Raw genomic sequence first — 25,911 nt, forward strand, 5'->3', positions numbered from 1 at the left:
TCTGCCTGCGATGACTCTCACCGACCGGCTGCCGCCCACCCCCGAGCCCGACCTCCTCTACGACGCGTTCGCCGAGTGGGCGTCCGACCGGGGGCTGTCGCTGTACCCGGCGCAGCAGGAGGCGCTCATCGAGATCGTCTCCGGCTCGAACGTCATCCTCAGCACCCCGACCGGCTCGGGGAAGTCGCTGGTCGCGACCGGCGCGCACTTCGCCGCGATGGCCGAGGGCAAGCGGACGTTCTACACCGCGCCCATCAAGGCGCTGGTCTCCGAGAAGTTCTTCGCGCTCATCGAGACGTTCGGCGCGGAGAACGTCGGCATGATGACCGGCGACGCGAGCGTCAACGAGACCGCGCCCGTCATCTGCTGCACGGCCGAGATCCTGGCCAACATCGCGCTGCGCGACGGCACGGCGGCCGACGTCGGCCAGGTCGTCATGGACGAGTTCCACTTCTACTCCGAGCCCGACCGGGGCTGGGCGTGGCAGGTGCCGCTGATCGAGCTGCCGCAGGCGCAGTTCCTGCTGATGTCGGCGACGCTGGGCGACGTCTCGTTCTTCGAGAAGGACCTGGCCAGGCGCACCGGCCGCACGACGACGACGGTCCGCTCCGCCGAGCGCCCGGTCCCGCTGAACTTCCAGTACGTCACCACGCCGCTGCACGAGACGATCGAGGAACTCCTGCACGGCCGCGAGGCCCCCGTCTACGTCGTGCACTTCACCCAGGCGTCCGCCCTGGAACGCGCCCAGTCGCTGATGAGCGTCAACGTCGCCACGCGCGCCGAGAAGGACGCCATCGCGGCGATGATCGGCCGGTTCCGCTTCACGTCCGGGTTCGGCAAGACGCTGTCGCGGCTGGTGCGGCACGGCATCGGCGTGCACCACGCGGGCATGCTGCCGAAGTACCGGCGGCTGGTCGAGCAGCTCGCCCAAGCCGGCCTGCTGAAGGTCATCTGCGGCACGGACACGCTCGGCGTCGGCATCAACGTGCCGATCCGCACGGTGGTGTTCACCGCGCTGTCGAAGTACGACGGGCAGCGCACCCGGCACCTCAAGGCGCGCGAGTTCCACCAGATCGCTGGACGCGCCGGCCGCGCGGGCTACGACACCGTGGGCACGGTCGTGGTGCAGGCGCCCGACCACGTCGTGGAGAACGAGAAGGCGCTGGCCAAGGCCGGTGACGACCCGAAGAAGCGGCGCAAGGTGGTGCGCAAGAAGGCGCCCGAGGGCTTCGTGTCGTGGAGCGACCAGACGTTCGAGCGGCTCAAGAACGCCGAACCCGAGCCGCTGACCTCCAGCTTCCAGGTCAGCCACGCGATGCTGCTCAACGTCATCGGCCGGCAGGGCAACGCGTTCGCCGCGATGCGCCACCTGCTGGAGGACAACCACGAGGACCGGCCGGCGCAGCGCCGCCACATCCTGCGCGCCATCCAGATGTACCGGGGGCTGCTGGCGGCGGGCGTGGTGGAGCGGCAGGGCGACGACATCCGCCTGACCGTGGACCTCCAGGTGAACTTCGCGCTCAACCAGCCGCTGTCGCCGTTCGCGCTGGCCGCCGTCGAACTGCTGGACAAGGAGTCGCCGTCGTACGCGCTCGACGTGCTGTCGGTCGTGGAGTCGACGCTGGACGACCCGCGCCAGGTGCTGTCGGCGCAGGAGCACAAGGCGCGCGGTGAGGCCATCGGGGCGATGAAGTCCGAGGGCATCGAGTACGACCAGCGGATGGAGCTGCTGGAGGAGGTGACGTACCCGAAGCCCCTCCAGGAGCTGCTGGAGGCCGCGTTCACCACCTACCGGCGCGGCCACCCGTGGGTCGCCGACCACCACCTGTCGCCGAAGTCCGTGGTGCGCGACATGTTCGAGCGGGCCATGACGTTCGCCGAGTACGTGTCGCACTACCAGCTCGCGCGGTCCGAGGGGCTGGTGCTGCGGTACCTGGCCGACGCCTACAAGGCGCTGCGGCAGACCGTGCCCGAGGACGCGAAGACGGAGGAGCTGAACGACCTCCAGGAGTGGCTCGGCGAGCTCGTGCGGCAGGTGGACTCCAGCCTGCTCGACGAGTGGGAGAAGCTGCGGAACCCGTCCGACGACCCCGAGAAGACGGTGCAGGACGACGTGCCGCCGGGTGTCACGCGGAACCTGCGCGCGTTCCGCGTGCTGGTGCGCAACGCCCTGTTCCGGCGGGTCGAGCTGGCCGCGCGGCGCAACTACTACGAGCTGGGTCAGCTCGACGGCGACTCGGGGTGGACCGCCGAGGAGTGGCAGGACGCGCTGGACCCGTACTTCGAGGAGCACGACGAGATCGGCCTGGGTCCCGACGCGCGCGGCCCGGCGATGCTGGTGATCACCGTCGAGCCGGAGCGCTGGCTGGTGCGGCAGATCTTCGACGACCCGGCGAAGGACCACGACTGGGGGTTCAGCGCCGAGGTGGACCTGACCGAGTCCGACGAGCTGGGCACGGCCGCCCTGCACATCACCGAGGTCGGGAGGCTGTAGGGGGCCATCCGGTGGTACTCCGGTACTGGCGGGAGCACCAGCATGTCCCAGGGTCGGTCGGTGTGAACGGAGGCGGGTGACGCTGTCGCAGGACGAGTTCGGCGTGCTGGGACCGCTGCTGGTCCGCCGCGACGGCCGGCCCGTCCCGGTGACCGCCGCCAAGCACCGCATCGTCCTGGCCACCCTCCTGCTGGGCGCGAACCGGTCCGTGCCCGCGAGCGACCTGATCCGCCGGGTGTGGGGCGAGTCGCCGCCGGACCGCGCCGGGCAGACCCTGCCGGTGTACGTGATGCGGCTGCGCCGCGCGCTCGGCGAGCCGCAGCTGATCCGCACCACGCCCACCGGCTACCGCCTCGACGTGCCGCCCGGCGCGCTGGACCTGCACCGGTTCGAGGAGTGGTCCGCGCGGGGCGCGGCGCTGGCGGCGGCGGGCGACTTCGCGGCGGCGTGCACGGCCTACGAGGACGCGCTGGACTGCTGGCGCGGCGCGCCGCTGGCCGACGTGCCGTCGGAGTCGCTGCACGAGTCCGAGGCGCCGAACCTGGCCGAGCGGCGGCTGCGGGTGACGTCCGAGCTGGTGGACGTGAAGCTGCTGCTGGGGCGGTGCGAGGAGGTGATCGCCGACCTGCGCCGGCTCACCTCCCGGCACCCGCTGCGGGAGCGGTTCTGGTCGCAGCTGATGGTGGCGCTGTACCGGGCGGACCGGCAGGCCGACGCGCTGGACGCGTACCGGCAGGCGTCCACGGCGCTGGCGCGCGAGCTGGGCGTGGACCCGAGCGACTCGCTGCGCGCGGTGCACCACGCGATCCTCACCGGCGACCCGGCGCTGCACCAGCCGGCGACGAACAGGTGGGCGCCGGTGTCGCAGCTGCCCGCGCCGGTCGGGAACTTCGTGGGCCGGGCCGCGGAGATGACCCGGGTGGAGGGGCTGCTGACGCGCGCGGCGGCGACCGTCGTGGTGTGCGGGCCGCCGGGGGTGGGCAAGACGGCGTTCGCGATCTCGGTGGCGCACGCGGTGCGCGACCGGTACCCGGACGGGCAGCTGTACGTGAACCTGCGCGGGCACTCGACGTCGCCGCCGCCGAGCACGTCCGCGGTGCTGGCGCGGTTCCTGCGGGCCATGGGCGTGCGGTCCGACCACATCCCGGTGGACGAGGCGGAACTGGTGCGCGCCTACCGGGCACGGCTGCGCGGTCGACGGGTGCTGGTCACCCTGGACAACGCCGCCTCGGTCGAGCAGGTGCTGCCGCTGCTGCCCGACGACCCCGGCTGCTCGGTGCTGGTGACCAGCCGCAACGAGCCGCGCCGCCCGCTGCGGGCGACGACGGTGCGGCTGGACGTGCTGCGCGGCGACGAGGCGTGGAAGCTGCTGGCCCGCTCGCTGGGGCCGGAGGCGGCGGTGGCGCAGTTCGACGCGATCAGCGAGCTGGCCCGGTTGTGCGGCTACCTGCCGCTGGCGCTGCGGATCGCGCTGGGGAACCTGGTCGGCGCGCCGCACCTGGACATCGCGGCCTACGTGGACGACCTGCGCGACGGCGACCGGCTGTCCGCGCTGGCCGTGGACAACGACGACACGGCGGCCGTGCGGCGGGCGTTCGACCTGTCCTACGGCGCGCTGACGCCCGACGCGGCGCGGCTGTTCCGGTTGACCGGGCTGCTGCCGGGGCCCGACTTCAGCGTGTTCGGCGCGGCGGCGCTGCTGGACGCCCCCGAGCCGGTGGCGCGCAGGCTGCTGGAGGACCTGGCGTCGGCGCACCTCGTGCAGCGGGTGGGGGCGGACCGGTTCGCGGTGCACGACCTGCTGCACGACTACGCGGCCGAGCGGGCCCTCGCGGCGGGCGAGGACCTGGCGTCGGCGCGGCGGCGGCTGTTCGACTGGTACCTGCGCACCGCGGTCGAGGTCGGTGACGTGCTGTACCCGGAGCTGGGCGTGTCCGGGCCGCCGAGGCTGAGCCCCGACGTGGCGCGGGCGTGGCTGGCCGCGGAGCGGGCGAGCGTGCTGGCTGCGGTCGAGCACTGCGCGGAGCAGGGGCCGCGCGAGCTGTCGTGGCGGCTCATCGACGCGGTCAGCGGGTACTTCGGCTCGCACGGGCACCACGTGGAGTTCCTGCACGCCATCGACGCGGCCCTCGGCGCGGCCCGTGCGGCGGGCGAGCACGACGCGGAGACGTCGATGCTGGTGTGGCTGGCCGCCGAGCACCGCAACCTCGGCAACCTGCGCCTCGCGCAGCGCTACCTGCGCGAGGCCCGGCCGGTCGACGGCCGGCTGGTGTGGCTGCACACCGGCCTGGACGGCGTGGTGAACCTGGAGCTGGCCGACTTCGCGGCCGCGGCGGCGTCGTTCGACCGGCTGGAGGCGCTGGTCGGGGCGGACTGGGCGGGGCCGCACGTGCGGATCGGCGTGCTGGCGGGCAGGGGCGCGCTGCGCCTGCTGCGCGGCGACCCGGAGGGCGCGGCCGACCTGCTGGCGCGGGGCCTGGAGCTGGCGCGGGCGGTGGACGGCGCGAACGTGGAGGCCACCTGCGCGGCCCTGCTGGCCCGGTGCCACACCGCGACGGGCGACTACCCGCGGGCCGTGGACCTGCTGCGCGGCGCGCTGGCCTCCTGGCACCGCACGGGCGCCCGGCACGCCCGCGCCGAGGGCACGGCGCACCTCGCCGCGGCCCTCTGCCTGGGCGGCGAGCACCCGGAGGCCCTGCGCACCGCCCAGCGCGCCCTGGCGCTGGTCCAGGAGTTGGGCGGCAGCCCGCGCATCGAGTCCGAGGTGCACAACGCCCTCGGCCTGGTCCTGCGCCACCTGGGCAAGCCGACCCGGGCCGTGGCCGCCCACCTGCGCGCCCTGGAGCTGGCGGGGTCCTGCGAGTACGCCTACGGCGTGGTCCGCTCGCACACCCACCTGGTCCGCGCCCTGGCCGCCGACGGCCGCCGCGACGAGGCCCTCCACCACGCCCGCGTCGGCCGGGAACTGGCCGTGCGCGGCGGTTTCGGCGCCTTCGAGCGGATGATCGACCGGGCGCTCGACGATTCGACCTGAGAACGCGTTTCCGCGGTGTTTCGGAATGCGACGCCGACTGAGACCACTCTCCCGTGTTGTTGACCTCTTCCACGACGGGCGAGAACATCGGGTTTCGATGCTTCGTGAGCGTGTTGGGGGGAACCCATGACGACCGATCCGCACGTCGCCCTGGCGCGGATCGCGGAGGGGGTGCCCCGGGGTCCCGACGAACTGGTGTCGGCGCTCACGGAACTGGCGCGGATGGCCGACGAGTGGTCCGAGGTGGTGCGCCGGTTGCAGGAGCCCACCCGCCGGTTCGTGGGCAGCGCGGCGGCGGCGTCGGTGTCGCTGGCGGCGCGGCGGGCCGAGGAGGCGTTCCTGGAGCTGGAGATGACGCTGGGTGACGCGCAGGCGGCGCGGCGGTCATTGCCTCTGGCCACCCCCGCGGGTGAGGATGGGCGTCCACTGGTCTGATCGACGACGCCGACCACCGCATTGGAACTCCATGACCTCAGGACTCCCCTGCCCCCTCTGCGAGGGCCCGGAGCGCCGCGGGGCGCTCGAACGGACGCTGCGGGTGCTCGCGGTGGACGACGAGGCCCCGGCCCTGGACGACCTCGTGTACCTGCTGCGCCGCGACCCGCGGGTGGCGCACGTGGAGGCGGTGGGTGACGCGACGAAGGCGCTGCGCACGCTGCACCGGGCCATGGACGCCGGACAGCCGGTGGACGCGGTGTTCCTCGACATCCGGATGCCCGGGCTGGACGGGCTGGACCTGGCGCGCGTGCTGTCGCGGTTCGCGCAGCCGCCGCCCATCGTGTTCGTCACCGCGCACCAGGAACCCGCGGTCGAGGCATTCGAGTTGAAAGCGCTCGATTACCTCCTCAAGCCCGTGCGGCCGGAACGCCTGGCCGAGTCGGTTCACCGGATCGTGCACGAGGTGCTCGATTCGAAATCCCCGGAACCCGCGCCCGCCGCGCCCGCGGAGAAAACGCCCGACGTGGGCGACGAGGTCATCCCGGTGGAACTCGGCGGCATCACGCGGTTCATCCGGCTCGCCGACATCCGGTACGTGGAGGCGCACGGCGACTACGCCCGCCTGCACACCGCGACCGGCAGCGGGTTGGTCCGCGCCGCCCTCAACGGGCTGGAGGAGCGCTGGCGGTCGGCCGGTTTCGTGCGCATCCACCGCAGCCACCTGGTGTCGCTGGGGCACATCGACGAGCTGCGCCTGGAGGACGGCCACCTGAGCGTGAACATCGGGGGCGCGGTGCTGCCGGTGAGCCGGCGGCACGCCCGGCACCTGCGGCAGCTGCTGGTGCGCCGCAACCGGCAGCCGCTGTGACCGGCCCGGGCTCCCCCGGCTCGCATCCGCCCGTCCCGCCGAAGCAGCGGGTGGTGGTGACGAGCCCCCGCACCCGCGCGCCGCGCGCGCACCGCCCGTACCCGGCGTCACGGGAGATCGACGAGCAGAGCGAGCTGGGCGCGGTCTACATGCGGTCGCTGATCCGCACCCAGCGGCGGCTCGGGCTGCTGCTGTGCGCGGTGGTGTGCGGCAGCGTCGCGGCCCTGCCGCTGGTGTTCACGCTGGCGCCGTCGATCGCCGTGCGGCGCCTGCTGGGCCTGCCGCTGCCGTGGCTGCTGCTGGGTGTGCTGGTGTTCCCGGTGTTCGTGCTGGCCGGCTGGTTCTACGTCCGGCAGGCCGAGCGCGGCGAGCGGGAGTTCGCGGAGCTGGTGGAACGTTCGTGAGCAGCACCTACGGCATCATCGCCGTCCTGGTCGTGGTCGTCGGCACGGTCACCATCGGCACCTACGGCCTGCGGATCTCCCGCACCACGTCGGACTTCTTCGTCGCCTCGCGGACGGTGTCGCCGTGGTGGAACGCCTCGGCGATCGGCGGCGAGTACCTGTCGGCGGCGTCGTTCGTCGGCATCGCCGGGCTGATCTTCGCGCACGGCCCGGACATGCTGTGGTTCCCGGTCGGCTACACGGCCGGCTACCTGGTGCTGCTGGCGCTGGTGGCCGCTCCCCTGCGGCGCAGCGGCGCCTACACCCTGCCGGACTTCGCCGAGGCCCGGTTCGCCTCACCGGTGGTGCGCGCGGTGGCGTCGGGCTTCGCGCTGGGCATCGGGTGGCTCTACCTGCTGCCGCAGCTCCAGGGCGCGGGCCTGACGCTGAAGTACGTGACGGGCGCGCCGGACTGGGTGGGGGCGCTGCTGGTGGCGTCCGTGGTGACGGTCAACGTCATCTCCGGCGGGATGCGCAGCATCACGTTCGTGCAGGCGTTCCAGTACTGGCTCAAGCTGACCGCCATCGCGGTGCCCGTGGTGTTCCTGGTGCTGGCGTGGCACGCGCACGGCGCGCAGGGGCTGGCCGGGCCGGAGTTCCCCGAGTTCCCCGAGCGCACGACGGTGTCGTTCGACACCGCCACCGCGTTCCACGTCTCCGAGACCACGCCGTTCAGCGGGACGGGCGTCGTCGACGGGCAGCGAGTCCAGGGCGGCGGCGCGCTGGCGGTGGGCGACCACACCGTGGCCGCCGGGTCGCGCCTGACGTTCTCGGAGGGGTCGGCGGTGCCGCACGTGCGGTCGATCCCGTCGACCACCAACGAGGTGTGGGCGCTGCCGATGCGCGGCGGCGAGCGGTTCCCGCTGTACGCGGTGTACTCGCTGATCATCGCCACGTTCCTGGGCACGATGGGCCTGCCGCACGTGATCGTGCGCTTCTACACCAACCCGAACGGCCGGGCGGCGCGGCGGACCACGCTGATCGTGCTGGGCATGCTCGGCCTGTTCTACCTGATGCCGCCGATCTACGGCGCGCTCGGCCGGCTCTACACGCCGGAGCTGCTGATGACCGGCGACACCGACGCGGTGGTGCTGGCGCTGCCGAGCCGGGTGATCGACGGCCTCGGCGGGCAGTTGCTGGGCGCGCTGGTGGCCGGTGGCGCGTTCGCGGCGTTCCTGTCCACCTCGTCGGGCCTGATGGTGTCGCTGGCCGGCGTGCTGAGCCGGGACGTGCTGCGGCTGCGGTCGGTGCGCGGGTTCCGGCTGTCGACGGTGCTGGCGATCCTCGTGCCGCTGGGCATGACGCTGCTGGTGGGCAAGGTGCCGGTGGCGGACATGGTGGGCCTGGCGTTCGCGGTGGCGGCGTCGTCGCTGTGCCCGCTGCTGGTGCTGGGGATCTGGAGCACCCGGATCTCCACGGCCGGCGCGGTGGCCGGCATGCTCGCGGGTGGCGTGCCCGCGCTCGTGGCCGGTCTGGTGACGATCAGCGCGGGCGGCTCCGGGGAGTGGTACCACGTGTTCCTGGCCCGGCCCGCGGCGTGGACCGTGCCGCTCGGGTTCGTCGTGATGTTCGCGGTGTCGCTGCTGACACCGCGCAGGGTGCCACCGGGGGTGAACCACGTGATGGTGCGCTTGCACGCGCCGGAGAACCTGGGCCTGCGCAGCCAGGACCGGTTGTGACGGCGCTGTGGACGGTGGGCGCGGTGCTGCTCGCCGGGCTCGCCGTGGTGGTCGTGCTGTGGCGGAAATCCTTGTCCCGCAACGACTTCCTCACCAACGAGCAGCGGATCACGTTCGAGACGCTGCACACGGCGTGGTCGGCCGCGCCGCCGCTGCGCGCCGGGCTCGTGCCGGAGGCGGCGAAGAAGTCGGCCAAGCACCTGCGGACGCTGCTCGGCACGCCCGCGCTGGCGCTGACCGACGAGACCGCGGTGGTCGCCTGGGAGGGTGCGGGCGAGCGCCACGCGGGCGAGGTGATGGAGCTGGCGCGGGACGTGTTCGCCACCGGTCGCACGCGGGCGTTCGACATCGCCTGCGCGACGGCGGACTGCCCGGTGCACACGGCGGTGCTGGCGCCGCTGACCGTGGAGGGCCGGGTGGTGGGCGTGCTGGCGGCCTACAGCCGGGAGGCGTCGGCGGGGCTCGTGCGGGCGACGAACGAGGTGGCGCGCTGGGCGTCGGGGCAGTTGGAGCTGGCCGAGCTGGACCGGTCGCGGACCAGGCTGGTGGAGGCGGAGGTGCGCGCGCTGCGCGCCCAGATCTCGCCGCACTTCATCTACAACTCGCTGTCGGCCATCGCGTCGTACGTGCGGACCGACCCGGAGCGGGCGCGCACGCTGCTGCTGGACTTCGCCGACTTCACCCGCTACTCGTTCCGCCGGGCCGGTGACTTCACCACGCTGTCGGAGGAGCTGAAGTCGATCGACCAGTACCTGGCCCTGGAGCGGGCGCGGTTCGGCGAGCGGCTGAAGGTGACGCTCCAGATAGCGCCCGAGGTGCTGCCGGTGACCGTGCCGTTCCTCTGCCTGCAACCGCTGGTGGAGAACGCCGTGCGGCACGGCATGGAGGGCAAGGCCGGTCCGGGCCACATCACGATCCTCGCCGCCGACGCGGGCGAGGAGGCGCACATCACCATCGAGGACGACGGCATCGGCATGGACCCGGAGGCGCTGCGCCGGACGTTGGCGGGGCAGGTCGGCGCGACGGCGGGGATCGGCCTGGGCAACATCGACGAGCGGTTGAGGCGTTGCTACGGCGACGACTACGGGCTCGTGGTGGAGACGGCGCAGGGGTTGGGCACGAAGATCAGCGTTCGGGTGCCGAAGTACTCGGCGGGCGTGCACGCGTAGCGCCCCGGGCCGCTCGGGGGCGACGCGGGTGGGCGGACGTCCCGGTCCGGCGCGGGACGCCCGTCACCCCTCGTGCCCGGCCGGGGGTTCCGGCCGGTGCCGCCTAGCCGGCCGCGCGGGCGCCGCGTCGTTCCGCGGCGTCCAGGACCAGCCCCAGCCACTCGGAGTCGTCGGACGTGCCGTCCGCGACCACCCGGCGCAGGCGCAGCCACAGGCCCGCCTCGGTCCACTCCTGGAACCGCCGGTGCACGGTCGGCACGGTCACGCCGAACGTCGCGGGCAGGTGCCGCCAGGCGCAGCCGCTGGTCAGCACGAACACGATCGCCGTGAAGATCGCCCGGTCCGACACCCGGCCCCGGCCGCCGCCCTGGCGGCGGACCTTCGCGGGTGGGATGAGCGGTTCGACCGCGGCCCACAGGCCCGGCGGCACGAGCCGCACCGCCAACTGCTCGATCACGTCGGCGTGCGGCGGGCGGGGAGGCGCTTCCGGCGCCCGGCGGACCCACGGCTCCTGCCTCTGGGCGTCGCCGCGCTGGCGGGCGCGCAGCAACATGGCCAGGGCGGCGTCGTCGGTCCTCCGGGGTGCCACCGCCGGGTGCGGGTGGTGCTGCACCTGGCGGGCGATTTCGGCGCCCACCGTTCGCCCGAACGGTTGAACAGGTCGTACGTGGTTGCTCATCAGGTCCTCCGCCCAGGACTGTCGTGATGCCCATCACGCTAGGAAGTCGGACGCTCACGGGTAAGGGAACACGCGCCGAACGGGACGGACGAGCGTCACGCGGCCCCCCGTTCCCCGCCGAACGGCGTCGCGGGAGCGACGAGCGGATGAGCGGTCACTCCCCGAGGCCGTCCGCCGGGGATACGCTCGCGGTGTGACCACCCCGCCACGCCTCCTCGCGACGAGCGACCTGCACGTGACCTACCAGCAGAACCGGCAATTCGTCGAAGCGATTCGACCGCACTCCCCCGACGACTGGCTGATCGTCGCCGGTGACGTGGCGGAGAAGTTCGACGACGTCGAGTGGGCGCTCGGGGTGCTGCGCGGGCGGTTCGCCGAAGTGGTCTGGTCGCCCGGCAACCACGAGCTGTGGACGACCAAGGACGACCCGGTGCAGTCGCGCGGCGAGGTGCGCTACAAGCAGCTGGTGGAGCTGTGCCGCGGCCTGGGCGTGCACACCCCCGAGGACGCGTTCCCGGTGTTCGAGGGTTCGGGCGGCCCGGTGGCGGTGGCGCCCCTGTTCACGCTCTACGACTACACGTTCCGCCCGGCCGGGACGACCGACAAGGCGTCCGCGCTGGCCGTGGCGCAGGAGGCCGGGGTCATCTGCACCGACGAGTACTTCCTGCACCCCGACCCGTACCCGAGCCGCGAGGCGTGGTGCGCGGCACGCCTGGAGGAGACGGAACGGCGGTTGTCGGCGGTGGACCCGTCGTTGCGGACGGTGCTGATCAACCACTGGCCACTCGTCCGTGATCCCACGTTCGTGCTGCGGTACCCCGAATTCGCGTTGTGGTGCGGTACCGAGAAGACCGCGGACTGGCACGTGCGGTTCCGGGCGGCGGCGGCGGTGTACGGCCACCTGCACATCCCGCGGACCATCCGCAAGGACGGCGTGCGCTTCGACGAGGTGTCGCTGGGCTACCCGCGCGAGTGGCAGCCGCGCGGCTGGACCGCGGCGCCGCTGCTGGACGTGCTGCGCGAGGGGGATGCCCGGTGATCACCGACCTGCTGCCGCCGCCGATCTCGGCGGTCGACTACTTCGGCGACCCCGACGGGGTGGTGCTGTTCCCCGAGGAGGAGGAGCACGTCGCCAAGGCCGTGGACAAGAGGCGCAAGGAGTTCGCGACCGGGCGGCACTGCGCGCGCGCCGCGCTCGCGGGCCTCGGCCACGCCCCCGTGCCGCTGCTGCCCGGCCCCAACCGCGAACCGACGTGGCCGGCGGGCGTCGTCGGCAGCATCACGCACTGCCGGGGCTACCGGGCGGCGGCCGTGGGGCGCGTCGGCGAGGTGTGGACCATCGGCATCGACGCCGAGCCGAACGAGCCGACGCCGGCGGGCGTCCTGGAGGCCATCGCCGTGCCCGGCGAGCTGGCCAGGATGCCCGCGCTGCGCGCGGCGGGCGACAAGGTCGCCTGGGACCGGTTGCTGTTCAGCGCGAAGGAGACGGTCTACAAGGCGTGGTTCCCGCTGACGCGGGCGTGGCTGGGGTTCGAGGACGCCGAGGTGACCATCAACCCCGACGACGGCACGTTCAGCGCGCGCGTCCTCATCGACCACCCGGTCGTGGACGGGACCACCCTGGACGGGTTCACCGGCCGCTGGCTGGCCAGGGAGGGGTTTGTGGTGACCGCGATCGCGGTACCCGCGCGCTGATCATCGGCGAGGAGCAGACATGGGCGACGAGGTCGGGCGGCACGAGTTCACCCGCGATGACCGCACGCGGTACCGCACCAAGGTGCGGCGCTGCCTGGACGTGTTCGCCCGGATGCTCCGCGAGTCGCGGTTCGAGTTCGACCGGCCCATGACCGGGCTGGAGATCGAGCTGAACCTGGTGGACGGCGCGGGCGACCCGGCGATGCGCAACGCGGAGGCCCTGGAGGCGATCGCCGACCCGGACTTCGTCACCGAGCTGGGCCAGTGGAACCTGGAGATCAACGTCGCGCCCCGGCAGCTCACGGCGGGCGGGATCACCGAGTTCGAGACCGTCGTGCGCGACTCGCTCAACGAGGCCGAGCACAAGGCGTCGGCGACCGGCTCGCACATGGTGATGATCGGCATCCTGCCGACGCTCCAGGCCAAGCACCTGGCCGTGGGCGCGCTGTCCGGCAGCCCCCGCTACGCGCTGCTCAACGAGCAGGTGCTGGCGGCGCGCGGCGAGGACCTCCACATCTCGATCGACGGCGTCGAGCGGCTCCAGATGACGGCCGACTCGATCGTGCCGGAGGGCGCGTGCACGTCGACGCAGTTCCACCTCCAGGTGTCGCCGGACTCGTTCCCGGCGTACTGGAACGCGGCGCAGGCCATCGCGGGCGTGCAGGTGGCGGTGGGCGCGAACTCGCCGTTCCTGCTGGGCAAGGAGCTGTGGCGGGAGACCCGGATCGCGCTGTTCCAGCAGGCCACGGACACCCGCAGCGACGAGCTGAAGGAGCAGGGCGTCCGGCCGAGGGTGTGGTTCGGCGAGCGGTGGATCACGTCGATCTTCGACCTGTTCGAGGAGAACGTGCGGTACTTCCCGGCGCTGCTGCCGATCTGCGACGAGGAGGACCCGGTGCAGGTGCTGGAGCGCGGCGACACGCCGTCGCTCGCCGAACTGCGCCTGCACAACGGCACCATCTACCGCTGGAACCGGCCGGTGTACGACGTGGTGCGCGACAAGCCGCACCTGCGCGTGGAGAACCGGACGATGCCCGCCGGCCCGACGGTCGTCGACACGCTGGCCAACGCGGCGTTCTACTACGGCCTGGTGCGGATGCTGGCCGAGGAGGAGCGCCCGGTGTGGTCGCAGATGTCGTTCAGCGCGGCGGAGGAGAACTTCCTGGCGGGCGCGCGGCACGGCATCGACGCGCAGGTCTACTGGCCGGGCCTGGGCACGGTGCCGGTGGCGGAGCTGGTGCTGAGGCGCCTGCTGCCGCTGGCCCACGAGGGACTGGCGAAGCTGAGGGTCGAGGCGGACGACCGGGACCGGCTGCTGGGCGTGGTCGAGCAGCGGTGCCTGACCGGGGTCAACGGCGCGACGTGGCAGGCACGGGTGTTCCACCGGCACTACGACCACACGGCGCTGGACCGGCCCGAGGCGCTGCGCCGGATGCTGCGGACCTACCGGGACCTGATGCACACGAACGAGCCGGTGCACACGTGGCCGGTGGGCTGAGGGTCTCCCGGACCCGCTGGGCGCTCCCGGACGCGCGGGGCGGGTCGCGCGCGTCGGCACGACCCGCCCCGCGGGGTGGTGGTCAGCTCGTCGGGAAGTCGTCCGGCGTGCGCATCCGGTCGCGGACCCAGACGCCGGCGGGCTTCAGGACGCCCGTGCCGGTGAAGTTCGACCCGGCGCAGGTGCCCTCCTTGAACACGGCTCCCGAGCGGAAGTCGTCGGAGAAGTTCCAGTTCGTCCAGCCGATCTTGTTCGCCGCCAGGAAGTCCAGGTACTTCTGGCTGTACGCGAAGTCGTTGCCGCCGTCACCCGTGTAGGTCTGGGTGCCGAACTCGGTCACGAAGATCGGCAGCCGGGCCGCCGCGCGCGACAGGGCGGCGAAGTACTCGTCCTGGTGCGAGGCGGCGTAGAAGTGGAACGTGTACATGAAGTTCGTGGCGTTGATCGGGTTCGAGACGATGTCCTGCTCGCTGCGCCCGTCGGAGATGCCCAGCGAACCCCAGCCGTGGGTGCCGACGAACACGACGCCGTCCGGGTCCTGCGCCCGGATCACCGGGATCATCTGCTCCGCGTAGGACTTGATGCCGGCCCACGAGACGTTGTTCGGCTCGTTCGCGATGTCGTAGATGATGTTCGTCTTGTTCTTGTGGCGCGAGGCGATCTCGGTGAAGAACGTGCGCGCCAGGGCGATGTTCGCGTTCGGGTCGCCGGGGTCGAGCTGGTGCCAGTCCACGAGGGCGTACAGGCCGCGCCTGGTGGCTTCCTCGATGTAGCCGTGCACCAGGTCGGTGAACCTGCGCGGGTCGGTCTCGTACCCGCCCTCCTGCACGTACATCGAGATGCGCAGGACGTCGGCGCCCCAGTCGTTCGCGAGGGCGTCGAGGGACGCGGGCTTCACGCACTGCGAGTACCACTGGATGCCGTGCGTGGACATGCCGCGCAGCTGGATCGGCTTGCCGTACTGGTTGCACAGCTTGGTGCCGCACACCCGCAGCTGCCCGTTGACGTCGGCGGGGCGGCCGGCCTGGGCCGTGCCGGTCTCCACGTCGAGGCGGTCGAGGTTGGGGCCGCCGGCGGCGGTGGTGGCGGTGGCGCGGATGCGGTTGGCGCCCGCGGCCAGGGTCACCGGGGTCGTCCTGGTCGCCCACGTGCTCCACGCGCCGGTGGCGGTGAACGGGAGGGCTCCGGCGGCGGCCGTGCCGTTGACGGTGATGGCCAGGGGGCGGTCGGCGGTGCTGCCGTTGGCGTACCGGAGGGTCAGGGTCGCCGGACCGGCGGTGGCGGCGGTGACGGTGAACTCGACGTACGAGCCGGCCGCGTTGTCGTAGTTGACGAAACCGCCGCCGGTGTAGCCGGCGTGGTTGGACTCGACCAGGCCCCTGGAGATCGAGGCGTTCTCGGCCTGGTGCTGGGTGACGGCCTGCGCGACCGGCTCGGCCGCGGCGGTGGCGGCGGCGAGGGCGGGCGCGGGGACGGCGAGCAGGGATGCCGCGGCGGCTGTGGCCAGCCAGCGCGTACGGGGTGCCACGGGGTGCCTCCCACGGGGACGGGGACGGGGTGAACACGGCGGCGGCGTGTCAGTTAGGAAAGTTTCCTATCTGTTGCCAGGATCACAGCATCCCCGGGAGCCGCTGTCAACACGGGCGGTCCCCCGCGGCCCCGCCCGGCGTCAGTAGTCGTCGCCGCCGAAGAAGGTCTCCTCCAGCCGGTCCGCCGTGCCCGCGAGCAGCGCCAACGGGTCGGTGAACTCGTGGATGTCGAGGTCCTTCAAGGGCAGCGAGTGCCGCAGCACGACGTGGTCGCCCATGATCGCCGCGCCGCACGCGATGGTCGAGTTGCCGACCTCGGTGAGGAACGCGGACAGGTCCACCTTCGACGCGAGCCCGATCGGCGAGGCGATCTGCACCCACTCGTGCAACTTGTCGAGCACCTCGCGCACCAGGATGATCACCTGCGTCCGCTCGTCGTCCTCGTCGAACTGCTCGAAGTTGAACAGGATGCGGATCTCGTCCTCGTTCTCGGAGATCACGTCGTACGTGTCGTGGACGTACGCGGCTAGGTCGCCCCAAGTGGCCATGCGATCACCCTACGGGCGCGACCGCGCCCCACACCGCATCGGCGACGGGTTCCGCGCACGCGCCCAGGTCGAAGCCGTAGGCGAGGTGCCGGCGGGCGCACTCGTGGGCCGGCCCCATCACGACGGGGTCCAGCGCCCACGCCGGGTAGGGGCGCAGCGCGCCCTCCTCGGCGCGGGCGGCGAACCAGGCGGCGACCGGCTGGAACACCGACGCCTTCACGGCCGGGCCGGCGGTGAGCGGCGCGGCGTAGAGGAACCGGGCGCGGCCGGTGTCACCGGCCACCCAGCCCAGGTAGCGGGCCACGAGTTCGCGCACCGCCCGTTCCGGCTCGTCGTGCTCCAGGGCGGGCAGCAGGGTCGTCACGCAGTGCTCGAAGCTCTCCCGGTACAGCACCGCGAACAGGCCCGACCGGCTGCCGAAGTGGTGGTAGACGCTGCCGTTGGACACGCCCGACCGGGCGGTCAGCGCGCTGATCGTGACGGCGTCCAGCCCGCCCTCGGCGACCAGTTCGAGCGCCGCGTCGAGCACGGCCCGCCGACTGGTCGTCCTCACGAGGGCTAGAGTACCGCTCTAGAGCGTCGCTCCAGAGGAGGCACCGTGGCCCGTTCGATCCCCGACCTGCTGCGCGAGCGGGTCCGCGCGACCCCGGACCGCGAGGCGCTGCGCCGCCGCGACGGCGACACCTGGACGTCGCTGACCTGGGCCGAGGTGGCCGAGCGGGTGCGGGTCAAGGCGCTGGGCTTCCGGCGGCTGGGCATCCGCGACGAGGCGCGCGTGGCGATCATGGCGGCCACCAGCGTCGACTGGATCATCACCGACCTGGCGGTGCTCGCGGCGGGCGGCGTGACGACGACCATCTACCCCAGCAGCACGCCGCAGGACGTGGAGCACATCCTCCGCGACTCCGGCAGCGTGCTCGTGGTCGCCGACCCGGGCCTCGCGGACCGGGTGGACGTGGAGGTCGTCGCCCCCGACTGGGAGCCGGACGCCGTCGAGGGCGACTACGACGCCATGGTCGACGAGCTGACCCCCGATCGGCTGGCCACGCTGATCTACACCTCCGGCACGACCGGCACGCCGAAGGGCGTGGAGCTGACGCACGACAACTGGCTGCACACCGCCGACGCCATCGCCGACGTGGGCGTGCTCGGCCTGGACGATCTGCACTTCCTGTGGCTGCCGATGTCCCACGCGTTCGGCAAGGTGCTCCAGGTGGGCCTGATCGCGACCGGCGCGCCGACCGCCGTGGACGGCGACGTGGACCGGATCGCGGCGAACCTGGCCGAGCTGCGCCCGACCGTGGTGGCCGCCGCGCCGCGCATCTTCGAGAAGATCCACCAGCGGGTGGTCGCGTCGATGCGCGAGGCGGGCGGGGTGAAGGCGGCGCTGTTCGACTGGGCGCTGCGGGTCGCCGAGCACCCCGAGTGGAAGGTCCGCCGCGCCATCGCCGACAAGCTCGTGTTCAGCAAGCTGCGCGAGCGCGTCGGCGGCCGGATCAAGTACTTCGTGTCCGGCTCCGCGCCGCTGTCCCGGCCGGTGGGCGAGTTCTTCGAGCACGCGGGCATCACGATCCTGGAGGGCTACGGCCTCACCGAGTCGGCGGCGGCGAGCTTCGTGAACCGGCCCGGCGACAACCGGCTCGGCACGGTCGGCACGCCGCTGGCGGGCACCGGGGTGCGCATCGCCGAGGACGGCGAGGTGCTGATCGGCGGGCGCGGGATCATGCGCGGCTACCGCAACCTGCCCGAGGAGACGGCCAAGGCGCTGGTGGACGGCTGGCTGCACACCGGCGACATCGGCGAGCTGGACGAGGACGGCCGGCTGCGGATCACCGACCGCAAGAAGGAGCTGATCAAGACCTCCGGCGGCAAGTACGTCGCGCCGCAGTCCGTGGAGGGCCTGGTGAAGGTGGGCAGCCCGTACATCGGCAACGTGCTGGTGCACGGCGACCAGCGCAACTACTGCGTCGCGCTGGTCACCATCGACGCCGAGACCGCGCCCGCCGACCTGGACGCGGAGGCCGAGGTCGGCCGGGCCGTCGAGGCGGCCAACGCCAAGCTCGCCCGGCACGAGACGGTCAAGAGGTTCGCCGTGCTGCCGAAGGACTTCAGCGTCGAGGACGGCACGCTCACCGCGAGCCTGAAGATGCGGCGCAAGGAGATCGAGGGCCGCTACCGGGACGTGCTGGACGGGTTGTACCGGGGCTGACCGGCCGGGACCGGGCGTGGGCGGGAGGACACCGCGCACGCCCACACCCCGACCACGAACACCGCCACGACCTCGGTGAGCACGAGCACCCGCTCGATGTAGCCGAGCGGGAACACCCGCCACCACGACGTGCCGGTGACGGCGTCGACCAGGAGCGCGTACAGCAGCGGGGTGAACGCCAGCGCGGACAGCGCGCCGAACCCGAACGCCCGGCGGGCGTGCGCGCCCCACGCGGCGTCGCGCACCCAGGGGCGGGCCAGCAGCATGGCGGCGATCGGCAGGCTGACGAACGCGAGCATGCTGCCGAAGCGGTGGATGCTGCCGCTCATGCTGGGACCGACCGCCCAGTTGTTCTTGGGGAAGACCACCACCAGGGTCAGGCCGACCGACCACGCGGCGAACGCGATCGCGCCCGCCGAGTTCCACCGGGTCACGCCCCGGCCGACCAGCACCGCGAGGATCGCGAGCGACCCGAGCACGAGCAGCACCACGCCGGTGTCGAACACCCAGCGGTAGGGGCCGAGGGCGTACTCGCTGATCGTGCGGCGCAGGTGGTGGGCCGAGTCGGAGAGCCGGACGAGGTCGAGGCCGCCCACCAGGACGACGGTCAGCACGACGGCGACCGCGCCGGAGAGGGCGAGGACGCGGGCCGGGGAACGGGTGGTGGCGGGGCCGTCGGTCAGCACACCGGGCAAAACGGACGGCGACCGCGCTGTGTTCCGCCGTTCAGGAACCCGACAGCTTCGCCAGGTAGCCGCGGCGCGCCCCGTCCAGGTCGCCGGCCAGCGCGAGCAGCGCGGCGTCGCTCCCGGCGGCCAGCTCGGCCCTGGCGACGGTCGCCGACTCCTCGAAGTGGGCGCGCAGCAGCGCGCGGGCCCGCGCGTCGAAGTCCGCGCCGGTCAGCCGGCCGGCGGCCTCGACCTCGTCCGCGGTGACCATGCCCGGCATGTCGTGCCCGCGGTGCTCGTCCAGGTAGGCCACGCCGGCGTCCGCGAGGACGGCGCGCAGCCGTGCCAGCTCCGCGCGGTGCCCGCCGCCGACCTCGGCCACCAGCGCGGTGAGCGCCGGGTCGCCCGACCGCGCGGCGACCAGGTCGAGCAGCGGCAGGGCGGACTCGACCTGCGGGATCGCCAGCTGCGCGTAGGCGGTATCGGTGGCGCTCAGGCCGCCCGTCCCGGTGGGGGACGCCGCGGTGGCCGGCGCGGGGACGGGCGGCGCGGTGGTGGGTGACGTCGCGGGCGGCGCCGGGGAACAGGCGACCAACGCGGTGACCAGCGAGGACAGGACGAGCGACCGGCGCACGAGCACTCCCGGGGACGGTGAGCGCGTGGACGGCTAGCTGGACCGGCGGACCACGAGGGTCGGGGCGAACACGACGGAGGCGTTCGGGCGGTCCGGCCGCTCGACGCGCTCGACGAGCAACCGGGCCATCTCGGCCGCCATGTCCTCCACGGGTTGGCGCACCGTGGTCAAGGGCGGGTCGCACTCGACCGCGGGGCTGCTGTCGTCGAAGCCGACGACCTTCACGTCCTCGGGCACCCGCAGCCCGCGGTTGCGCAGCACCGGCAGCGCGCCGGTCGCCATCAGGTCCGAGGCGACGAACAGGCCGTCGAACACCTCCCCGGCGAGCCGGCGGGCCGCGGCGGCCCCTCCCTCGCGGGAGAAGTCGCCCTCGACGACCAGCGGCTCGGGCAGGCCGTGCCGGGCCACCGCCTCGCGGAACCCGCGCAGCCGGTCCTGGCCGGCGGGCGCGTCCAGCGGACCGGTGATGGTCGCCGGCCGGCGGCAGCCGCGGTCCACCAGGTGGTCCACGGCCAGCGCCGCGCCCGCGGCCTGGTCGACGTCGACGTAGGTGATCGCCATCGGCCGGAGCGGGCGGGCGGCCAGCACGACCGGCAGGTTCGCCTCGGTCAGCAGGCGCGGCAGCGGGTCCGCGCCGTGCGTGTGGATCAGGATCACGCCGTCCAGCCTGCGCTGCCGGACGTCGTCGACCACCTCCTGGTGGCCGCCGGGGTCGGTGGTGGTGAGCACCAGCTGCACGCCCAGCGGCCGGATCACCGGCATCACGCCGCTGACCACCCGGCCGAAGTACGGGTCGTGCAGGGTGCGGCCCTCGTCCGGCAGGACGAGGCCGACCGCGCCGGCCCGTCGGGTGACGAGCGAGCGCGCCGCGCGGTTGGGCGCGTAGCCGGTCGTGGAGATGGCCCTCTCGACGACCTGGCGCAGCTCCCGGTCCACCGTGGCGACCCCGTTGACGACCCGGGACACCGTGGCCCGGGAAACGCCCGCGACCCGCGCGACCTCTTCCAACGTGACTGGTCTGCGGTCCACGCCAGTCTTTATACCGGGCGGTGCGGCCCCGCCGAGGCGGGGCCGCACCGCGCCGTCACTGGTAGACGCGGACGTAGTCGACCAGCATGCGCTGCGGGAAGACCGTGGTGGCGTCCGGTGGACCGGGCCAGTCACCGCCCACCGCGTTGTTGAGGAGGATGAAGAAGGGCTTGTCGAACACCCACGGGCCGCGGGTCGCCTCCACCGTCGCCTTGTCGATGGTGATGACGGTCACGCCGTCGATGCTGAACATGATGCCCCGGCTGTTCCAGTCGACCCGGAACAGGTGGAACGCGTCGCGGTAGTCCCGACCGATGTCCCTCACGTTGCCGATCCCGCCGCCGCCGTAGTACGCCGGGCCGTGGATCGTCTGGTACGCGGTGTTCGGTTCGCGGCCCAGGTGCTCCATGATGTCGATCTCACCGCTGGCGGGCCACGGGGTGCCCTGGAAGATGTCGTTGCCGAGCATCCAGAACGCGGGCCAGAGGCCCTTGGTGCCCGAGACCTTGATGTTGGCCTCGATGCGCCCGTAGGTCCACGACGCCCTGCCCTCGGTGATGAGCCTCGCCGAGGTGTACTGGCACGTGCCGCTGCCGCTGACCGGGTCGACCGGGCACGCCGAACCCGGTGTGACCTGCCGCCTGGCCTCCAGCACCATGTTGCCCGCGCCGTCGGTGAACGCGTTGTCGTTGTCCGTGTAGTACTGGAGCTCCGCGTTCTGGCCGGTGCCGACCTCCGGGCGCCACTTGCCGGCGTCCGGCTTCGTGCCGGCGGGGGTGTTGAACTCGTCGCTCCACACCAGCCGCAGCGGGGCGCCCGGGTCCGGTGCCTGCGCCGGCGGCGGGGTGGGGTTGCCGCCGGTGCCGTAGACCTGGAACTCCCACAGCGAGTAGCCGTACTGGCCGCTGCGCTTGGTCAGGTTCACCCGCACGTAGCGACCCGTGCCCGAGACGGTGAACGTCTGCTTGAACCCGGTGCCGTTGGTGACCGCGTGGATCGTGGTCCAGCTCGACCCGGTGGCCGAGGTCTGGATCTCGAACCCGGTGGCGAACGCCGGGTCCCACTGGAGGACGACCTTGCTGACCTGCGCGGTCGCGCCGAGGTCGACGGAGATCCAGCCCGGGTCCACCCAGCCGGTGGTGGCGCTGGTCGCCCACCTGGTCGCCGGGTTGAGGTCCAGCGCCTTGGCCGGGGTGCAGCCGGGGCACGCGCCGTCGTCCTGGAACGAGGAGGCGGTGGCCGGCTTGTCGTACGACAGCAGCCGCTCGGACCCGCCGGGCGGGTTGCCCGTGCCGGTGCGGATCGCGAACTCCCACAGCGACACGCCGTACTGGGTGGCGCGGGCGGTGGTGTGGAGGCGGACGTACCGGCCCGTGCCGGTGAAGGCGACGTCCTGGACGCCGCCCGTCCCGGTCGTGGTCTGGTAGACCGTCGTCCACGCGGTGCCGTCGGCGGACGTCTGAAGCTGGAACGCCGTCGCGTGGGCGGCCTCCCAGGTCAGGGTCGCGCCGCAGACCTCGCGGCTCGCGCCCAGGTCGACGCGCAGCCACTGCGGGTCGCTGAACGCGCTCGACCAGCGGGTGCCCGCGTTCCCGTCCACCGCCGAGGCGGCGGTGAACGGGCTGCCGGTCTCCACCGAGGAGGCGGTGACCGGCGCGTTGAGCGCCGCGTTGGCCGTGCCGCACTCGGCCGCCCGGGCGGGCTGCGCGGTGACGGGCACGACCAGCGCGCCGAGCAGGGCGAGCGAGGTGATCAGACGCTTCACGGCCGGCCGTCCGCACCGCACTTGATGATGGGGTTGATGCAGTCGCGGACCCGGCGGGCCAGTTCGGCCTCGGGCCACGCGTTGAAGAAGTCGCCGTGCATGGTGAAGCCCGCTCCGGACGACAGCCGGAACCGCGCGGGGTCGCCGCTGACCGGGTACCGCAGCACCTGGCGGAGCTTCGGGACCGGCACCGGGTGCGTCGACGGGCAGGTGCCCGCGACCGGGTAGGACATGTGGCTCTTGTGGTCGGCCGAGTCCAGGTCGCGGCCGTTCCAGCACTGCGGGAAGTCGAGGTAGGACTCCAGCATCGTGCCCGCCGGGCAGTTGACGAAGTCCTTCGACGCGCCCACGTGGCCCGCGTGCAGGCACGACCACCGGGAGATCGTGGTGGCGTCCGGGGCGGTGGCCTTGGCGTTGCCGGCGACGATCCGCAGGCCCAGCGGGAACGGCTGGATGCGGGCGATCACGTCGTCCCGCACGCCCTCGCCCAGGTAGTAGAACGTGGTGCCGGTGGGCTCCACGGCCTGGCCGTCGGCGTACAGGGTCGGCACCCAGTACGACGACAGGTCGACGGACGGGTTGCAGTTGCTCGTGCCGGCCAGCAGCGACTGGACGGTCGAGTGGGCGTTCGTGGTGCGGTTGCCGAAGAAGCTGTGCATGTGCGAGGCGCCCGGCAGGTTCGGCACCACGATCGGGTCGTCGGGCAGGCGGTGCGTGAACGGGCAGTCGGCGAGGAACTCCGCCACCCGCACGATCGGTCCGGACGGGGCCGCGTCGCCGAAGACCTGGAACTCCCACAGCGACACGCCGTACTGCGTGGCGCGCTGGGTGGTGTAGAGGCGGACGTGGCGGGCGGTGGTGTTCACGGCGAGCGTCTGGACGCCCGCCGTGCCGCCGGCGGTGAGGACCGTGGTCCAGTTCGCGCCGTCACCGGAGGTCTGGAGCTGGAAGGCCCGCGCGTAGGCGGCCTCCCAGTTCAGGACGACCTGGTTGATCGGCTTGGCGGAGCCCAGGTCGACGGCGATCCACTGGGGGTCGGCGGCGGCGCTGGACCAGCGGGTGCCGGTGTTGCCGTCGACCGCGGCCTGGACCGGTGTGCCGCCGTTCTCGACGGAGGAGGCGGTCACGGGCCTGCCCTGGGACAGCAGTTCCGGCGCCGCCGATGCGGGTGAGGCGACGAAGGTCACCACCGACGCGGCGGAGACCGCGACGGCGAGCGCTGTGACCATGCGACGCCATCGGCGAATGGTGGGGATCACGACTCCCCTTCCGTAGGACGTTACGAGTGGGTTTCGGAGAGCGCTCTCACAGCGGAACGTAGGACGGCCCCCTGTATCAGTCAAGGAAAGCGGCCGGTTCCGGTCGTACCGGGACACCACGCCAGAGAGCGCTCTCTCACCCACCCGCGCTCCACCGCCGGGCGAGTCGTGCGTTCAGGACCCGCGAGTCGTGCGTTCAGGACCCGCGAGTCGTGCGTTCAGGACCCGCGAGTCGTGCGTTCAGGACCCGCGAGTCGTGCGTTCAGGACCCGCGAGTCGTGCGTTCAGGACCCGCGAGTCGTGCGTTCGGGTCGGTCAGGCGGCGGCCGGGGGGAGGGCGGCTGCCGAGGCGGTGGGCCAGGCCAGCGGGTCGGAGCCCAGCTCCCACAGCTCCGCCACCTGGAGGACGCACCACGGCGAGACCGGGCGGGCGCCCGCCAGGACGGCCGGGGCGAACTCGGCCCACGGGACCCACTCGACGGCGTCGACCTCGTCGGGGTTCGGGCGGGGCTCACCGGTGACGAGGCCGCGGAAGACCGGGCACATCTCGTTCTCCACGACGCCGTTCTCCATCTCCGCCCGGTAGCGGAAGGCGGGGAGCACGAGGTCGAGGTCGACGTCCTCCAGGCCCAGCTCCTCCACCAGCCGCCGCCGCACCGCGGGCGCCGCGGCCTCCCCCGGCGCCGGGTGGCCGCAGCACGAGTTCGTCCACACCCCCGGCCAGGTCTTCTTGTGCAGCGCGCGCCGGGTCAGCAGCAGCCGGCCCGCGCCGTCGAACAGGTAGGAGGAGAACGCCAGGTGCAGCGGGGTGGACGCGTGGTGCACGGAGAGCTTGTCGGCCGTGCCGATCGCGACACCGGACTCGTCGAGGAGGACGACTTGTTCCACGCGCCCACCCTGCCACACGGACGGCGGTCACCGCGCGTCGGCGAGGCTCCTCGGGTTGCGCACCAGCTTGCCGCTGGAGGTGCGCGGCAGGGCGGGGAGCACGTGGACGCGCTCGGGCACCTTGAACTCGGCCAGCCGCTGCGCGCACCACGCGAGGACGGTGTCCGACCCCAGCACGTCGGACCGCGTGCCGACGTACGCCTCGACCGCCCCGTCGTGCACCACGATGGCCTCGGTGACCAGCGGGTGGGTCCGCAGCGCCGCCTCGACCTCGGTCAGGTCCACGTTGAAGCCGCGCACCATGACCAGCGAGTCGGCGCGGCCGAGCAGCCGCAGGTTGCCGTGCGCGTCGAACTCGCCGCGGTCCCCGGTGCGCAGCCACCCGTCGGAGAAGCGCGACGGCCCGTCCTCGTGCAGGTAGGGCGACTCGTCCAGGGCGACCTCCACCAGCCCTTCGCGCACCCTGATCGTGGTGTCGGGCATCGGCCTGCCCACCGAGGGTCGGGACGCGCCGGTCACGTCCATGGTCAGCGCGCCGGTCTCGGTGGTGCCGAAGCACTCGCCCACCGCGAAGCCGTGGGCGGCGGCGAACCGGTCGGCCACTTCCGGGGGCATCAGCTCGCCGCCGGCGAACGCGGCGCGCACCGACCGCAGCGCCTCCCGGTCGGCCGCGCCGGCGAGCAGGTCGAAGTGGAACGGCTGGCCGCTGAGGAAGTCCACCCGGTGCCGGGCGGCGGTGGCCAGGACGTCCTCGGCGGAGGAGGGCCGCGCGGCGAACACCAGCTCGACGCCGGCGGCGAGGGAGTGCAGCAGCCCGCCCATCAGGCCGAAGCTGTAGGCGGTGTTGTTGAGGATGAGGAACTTCTCGCCGCGCCGGGTCATGCCGTCGGCGGCGGCGAACCGCGCCACCTCGCGGGTGATCGACCCGGTGCTGCGGCCGACGACCTTGGGCCGCCCGGTCGAGCCGGAGGTGAACTGCACCAGGCGGTGCGGGGTGGCGGCGGGCACGCCGTCGGGCATCCGCTCGGTGACCAGCTCGTAGTGCTCCCGGAACGCGCCCTCGAACCGGTCCGCCGCCCGCACGGCGAACTGCGGGCGGGTGAGGTCGCGCAGCACGTCGAACTCGTGCGCGGTGAGCCGGTGGTCGATCGGGACGACCCGCGCGCCGAGGCGCCACAGCGCCAGCACCGCCTCCAGCTGGGTGAAGCTGGGGGGCACCTGGATCGCGACCGCGGTCCCCTCCCCCACCCCGGAGGCGGCGAACCGCGTGGCCAGGTCGGCCACGGCGGCGCGCAGGGTCCCGTGGGTCGCGGTGCGCTCGTGCGTGAACACCGGCACGTCGTCGCCGTGGCGGCCCAGCAGGTCGGTGACGAACTCTCGCATGC

At 73.0% G+C, this 25,911-nt stretch carries 21 protein-coding genes and 1 pseudogene; 11 read left to right on the plus strand and 11 right to left on the minus strand.

Translation table 11 applies throughout. The annotated features are described in order from the left end of the window. Nucleotides 1–10 precede the first annotated feature (10 nt). From J2S66_RS19290 to J2S66_RS19320, 7 genes are all read left to right on the plus strand, one after another. Entirely contained in the window at nt 11–2,494 is a 2,484-nt protein-coding gene (locus J2S66_RS19290; protein ID WP_310308559.1) for a DEAD/DEAH box helicase, read from the plus strand. A 76-nt stretch (nt 2,495–2,570) separates the two neighbouring features. Continuing rightward, the gene (locus J2S66_RS19295) at nt 2,571–5,528 is read left to right on the plus strand and encodes an AfsR/SARP family transcriptional regulator (RefSeq protein ID WP_310308560.1); all 2,958 of its coding nucleotides are present in this window, start codon (nt 2,571–2,573) and stop codon (nt 5,526–5,528) included. A gap of 126 nt (nt 5,529–5,654) precedes the next feature. Continuing rightward, on the plus strand, nt 5,655–5,963 hold the full coding sequence (locus J2S66_RS19300; protein WP_310308561.1) for a hypothetical protein: 309 nt from the start codon (nt 5,655–5,657) through the stop codon (nt 5,961–5,963). A 31-nt stretch (nt 5,964–5,994) separates the two neighbouring features. Continuing rightward, nucleotides 5,995–6,834 carry a LytR/AlgR family response regulator transcription factor gene (locus tag J2S66_RS19305; protein ID WP_310308562.1) on the plus strand — a complete coding sequence of 280 codons (840 nt, stop codon included), beginning with the start codon at nt 5,995–5,997 and terminating at the stop codon, nt 6,832–6,834. Nucleotides 6,835–6,887: 53 nt separating this feature from the next. Then, a complete protein-coding gene (locus J2S66_RS19310; RefSeq protein ID WP_310308563.1) occupies nt 6,888–7,238 on the plus strand; it encodes a DUF485 domain-containing protein in 351 nt (116 codons plus the stop codon). Further along, entirely contained in the window at nt 7,235–8,956 is a 1,722-nt protein-coding gene (locus J2S66_RS19315) for a sodium/solute symporter (RefSeq protein ID WP_310308564.1), read from the plus strand. Before J2S66_RS19310 ends, J2S66_RS19315 begins: the two co-directional genes overlap by 4 nt. Further along, nucleotides 8,953–10,125 (plus strand): histidine kinase, encoded by a 1,173-nt coding sequence (locus tag J2S66_RS19320; RefSeq protein ID WP_310308565.1) that lies wholly within the window; start codon nt 8,953–8,955, stop codon nt 10,123–10,125. Before J2S66_RS19315 ends, J2S66_RS19320 begins: the two co-directional genes overlap by 4 nt. 115 nt (nt 10,126–10,240) lie before the next feature. On the opposite strand, the pseudogene J2S66_RS19325 reads toward J2S66_RS19320, so the two are convergent. Continuing rightward, nucleotides 10,241–10,582, minus strand: a pseudogene (locus J2S66_RS19325) (transposase); the annotation flags it as partial. A 415-nt stretch (nt 10,583–10,997) separates the two neighbouring features. Here J2S66_RS19325 and J2S66_RS19330 point away from each other — a divergent pair. From J2S66_RS19330 to J2S66_RS19340, 3 genes are read left to right on the plus strand one after another with little or no spacing between them, the layout of a single operon-like run. Next, the gene (locus J2S66_RS19330; protein ID WP_310308566.1) at nt 10,998–11,843 is read left to right on the plus strand and encodes a metallophosphoesterase family protein; all 846 of its coding nucleotides are present in this window, start codon (nt 10,998–11,000) and stop codon (nt 11,841–11,843) included. After that, complete coding sequence (locus J2S66_RS19335; RefSeq protein WP_310308567.1) at nt 11,840–12,499, plus strand: 4'-phosphopantetheinyl transferase family protein; 660 nt, start codon at nt 11,840–11,842, stop codon at nt 12,497–12,499. The genes J2S66_RS19330 and J2S66_RS19335 overlap by 4 nt, the downstream gene beginning before the upstream one ends. Nucleotides 12,500–12,518: 19 nt before the next feature. Continuing rightward, nucleotides 12,519–13,997, plus strand: a complete 1,479-nt coding sequence (locus J2S66_RS19340; RefSeq protein ID WP_310308568.1) for a glutamate-cysteine ligase family protein — start codon at nt 12,519–12,521, stop codon at nt 13,995–13,997. A gap of 82 nt (nt 13,998–14,079) precedes the next feature. Here J2S66_RS19340 and J2S66_RS19345 read toward each other — a convergent pair whose 3' ends face one another. From J2S66_RS19345 to J2S66_RS19355, 3 genes are all read right to left on the minus strand, one after another. Next, a complete protein-coding gene (locus tag J2S66_RS19345; protein ID WP_310308569.1) occupies nt 14,080–15,525 on the minus strand; it encodes a cellulase family glycosylhydrolase in 1,446 nt (481 codons plus the stop codon). Between the two features lie 141 nt (nt 15,526–15,666). After that, nucleotides 15,667–16,074 carry a hypothetical protein gene (locus J2S66_RS19350; protein ID WP_310308570.1) on the minus strand — a complete coding sequence of 136 codons (408 nt, stop codon included), beginning with the start codon at nt 16,072–16,074 and terminating at the stop codon, nt 15,667–15,669. A gap of 4 nt (nt 16,075–16,078) precedes the next feature. Continuing rightward, a complete protein-coding gene (locus J2S66_RS19355; protein ID WP_310308571.1) occupies nt 16,079–16,627 on the minus strand; it encodes a TetR/AcrR family transcriptional regulator in 549 nt (182 codons plus the stop codon). Nucleotides 16,628–16,672: 45 nt separating this feature from the next. On the opposite strand from J2S66_RS19355, the gene J2S66_RS19360 reads away from it, so the two are divergent. After that, nucleotides 16,673–18,283 carry an AMP-dependent synthetase/ligase gene (locus tag J2S66_RS19360; RefSeq protein ID WP_310308572.1) on the plus strand — a complete coding sequence of 537 codons (1,611 nt, stop codon included), beginning with the start codon at nt 16,673–16,675 and terminating at the stop codon, nt 18,281–18,283. Here J2S66_RS19360 and J2S66_RS19365 read toward each other — a convergent pair. The 7 genes from J2S66_RS19365 to J2S66_RS19395 all read right to left on the minus strand — a co-directional run bounded on the left by J2S66_RS19365 (nt 18,247) and on the right by J2S66_RS19395 (nt 25,909). Beyond that, a complete protein-coding gene (locus J2S66_RS19365; protein ID WP_310308573.1) occupies nt 18,247–18,969 on the minus strand; it encodes a DUF998 domain-containing protein in 723 nt (240 codons plus the stop codon). The genes J2S66_RS19360 and J2S66_RS19365 overlap by 37 nt on opposite strands. Nucleotides 18,970–19,009: 40 nt before the next feature. Further along, nucleotides 19,010–19,585 (minus strand): DUF305 domain-containing protein, encoded by a 576-nt coding sequence (locus tag J2S66_RS19370; RefSeq protein ID WP_310308574.1) that lies wholly within the window; start codon nt 19,583–19,585, stop codon nt 19,010–19,012. Nucleotides 19,586–19,618: 33 nt separating this feature from the next. Next, a complete protein-coding gene (locus tag J2S66_RS19375; protein WP_310308575.1) occupies nt 19,619–20,614 on the minus strand; it encodes a LacI family DNA-binding transcriptional regulator in 996 nt (331 codons plus the stop codon). A 55-nt stretch (nt 20,615–20,669) separates the two neighbouring features. Beyond that, nucleotides 20,670–22,379, minus strand: coding sequence for a discoidin domain-containing protein (locus J2S66_RS19380; protein WP_310308576.1), 1,710 nt, complete (start codon nt 22,377–22,379; stop codon nt 20,670–20,672). After that, nucleotides 22,376–23,608 carry a DUF1996 domain-containing protein gene (locus J2S66_RS19385; protein ID WP_310308577.1) on the minus strand — a complete coding sequence of 411 codons (1,233 nt, stop codon included), beginning with the start codon at nt 23,606–23,608 and terminating at the stop codon, nt 22,376–22,378. Before J2S66_RS19385 ends, J2S66_RS19380 begins: the two co-directional genes overlap by 4 nt. A gap of 345 nt (nt 23,609–23,953) precedes the next feature. Next, the gene (gene idi / locus J2S66_RS19390; protein WP_310308578.1) at nt 23,954–24,526 is read right to left on the minus strand and encodes an isopentenyl-diphosphate Delta-isomerase; all 573 of its coding nucleotides are present in this window, start codon (nt 24,524–24,526) and stop codon (nt 23,954–23,956) included. A gap of 27 nt (nt 24,527–24,553) precedes the next feature. Next, entirely contained in the window at nt 24,554–25,909 is a 1,356-nt protein-coding gene (locus tag J2S66_RS19395) for a class I adenylate-forming enzyme family protein (RefSeq protein WP_310308579.1), read from the minus strand. Nucleotides 25,910–25,911: the final 2 nt, after the last annotated feature.

The sequence above is a fragment of the Saccharothrix longispora genome (assembly GCF_031455225.1).
Lineage (GTDB): Bacteria > Actinomycetota > Actinomycetes > Mycobacteriales > Pseudonocardiaceae > Actinosynnema > Actinosynnema longispora.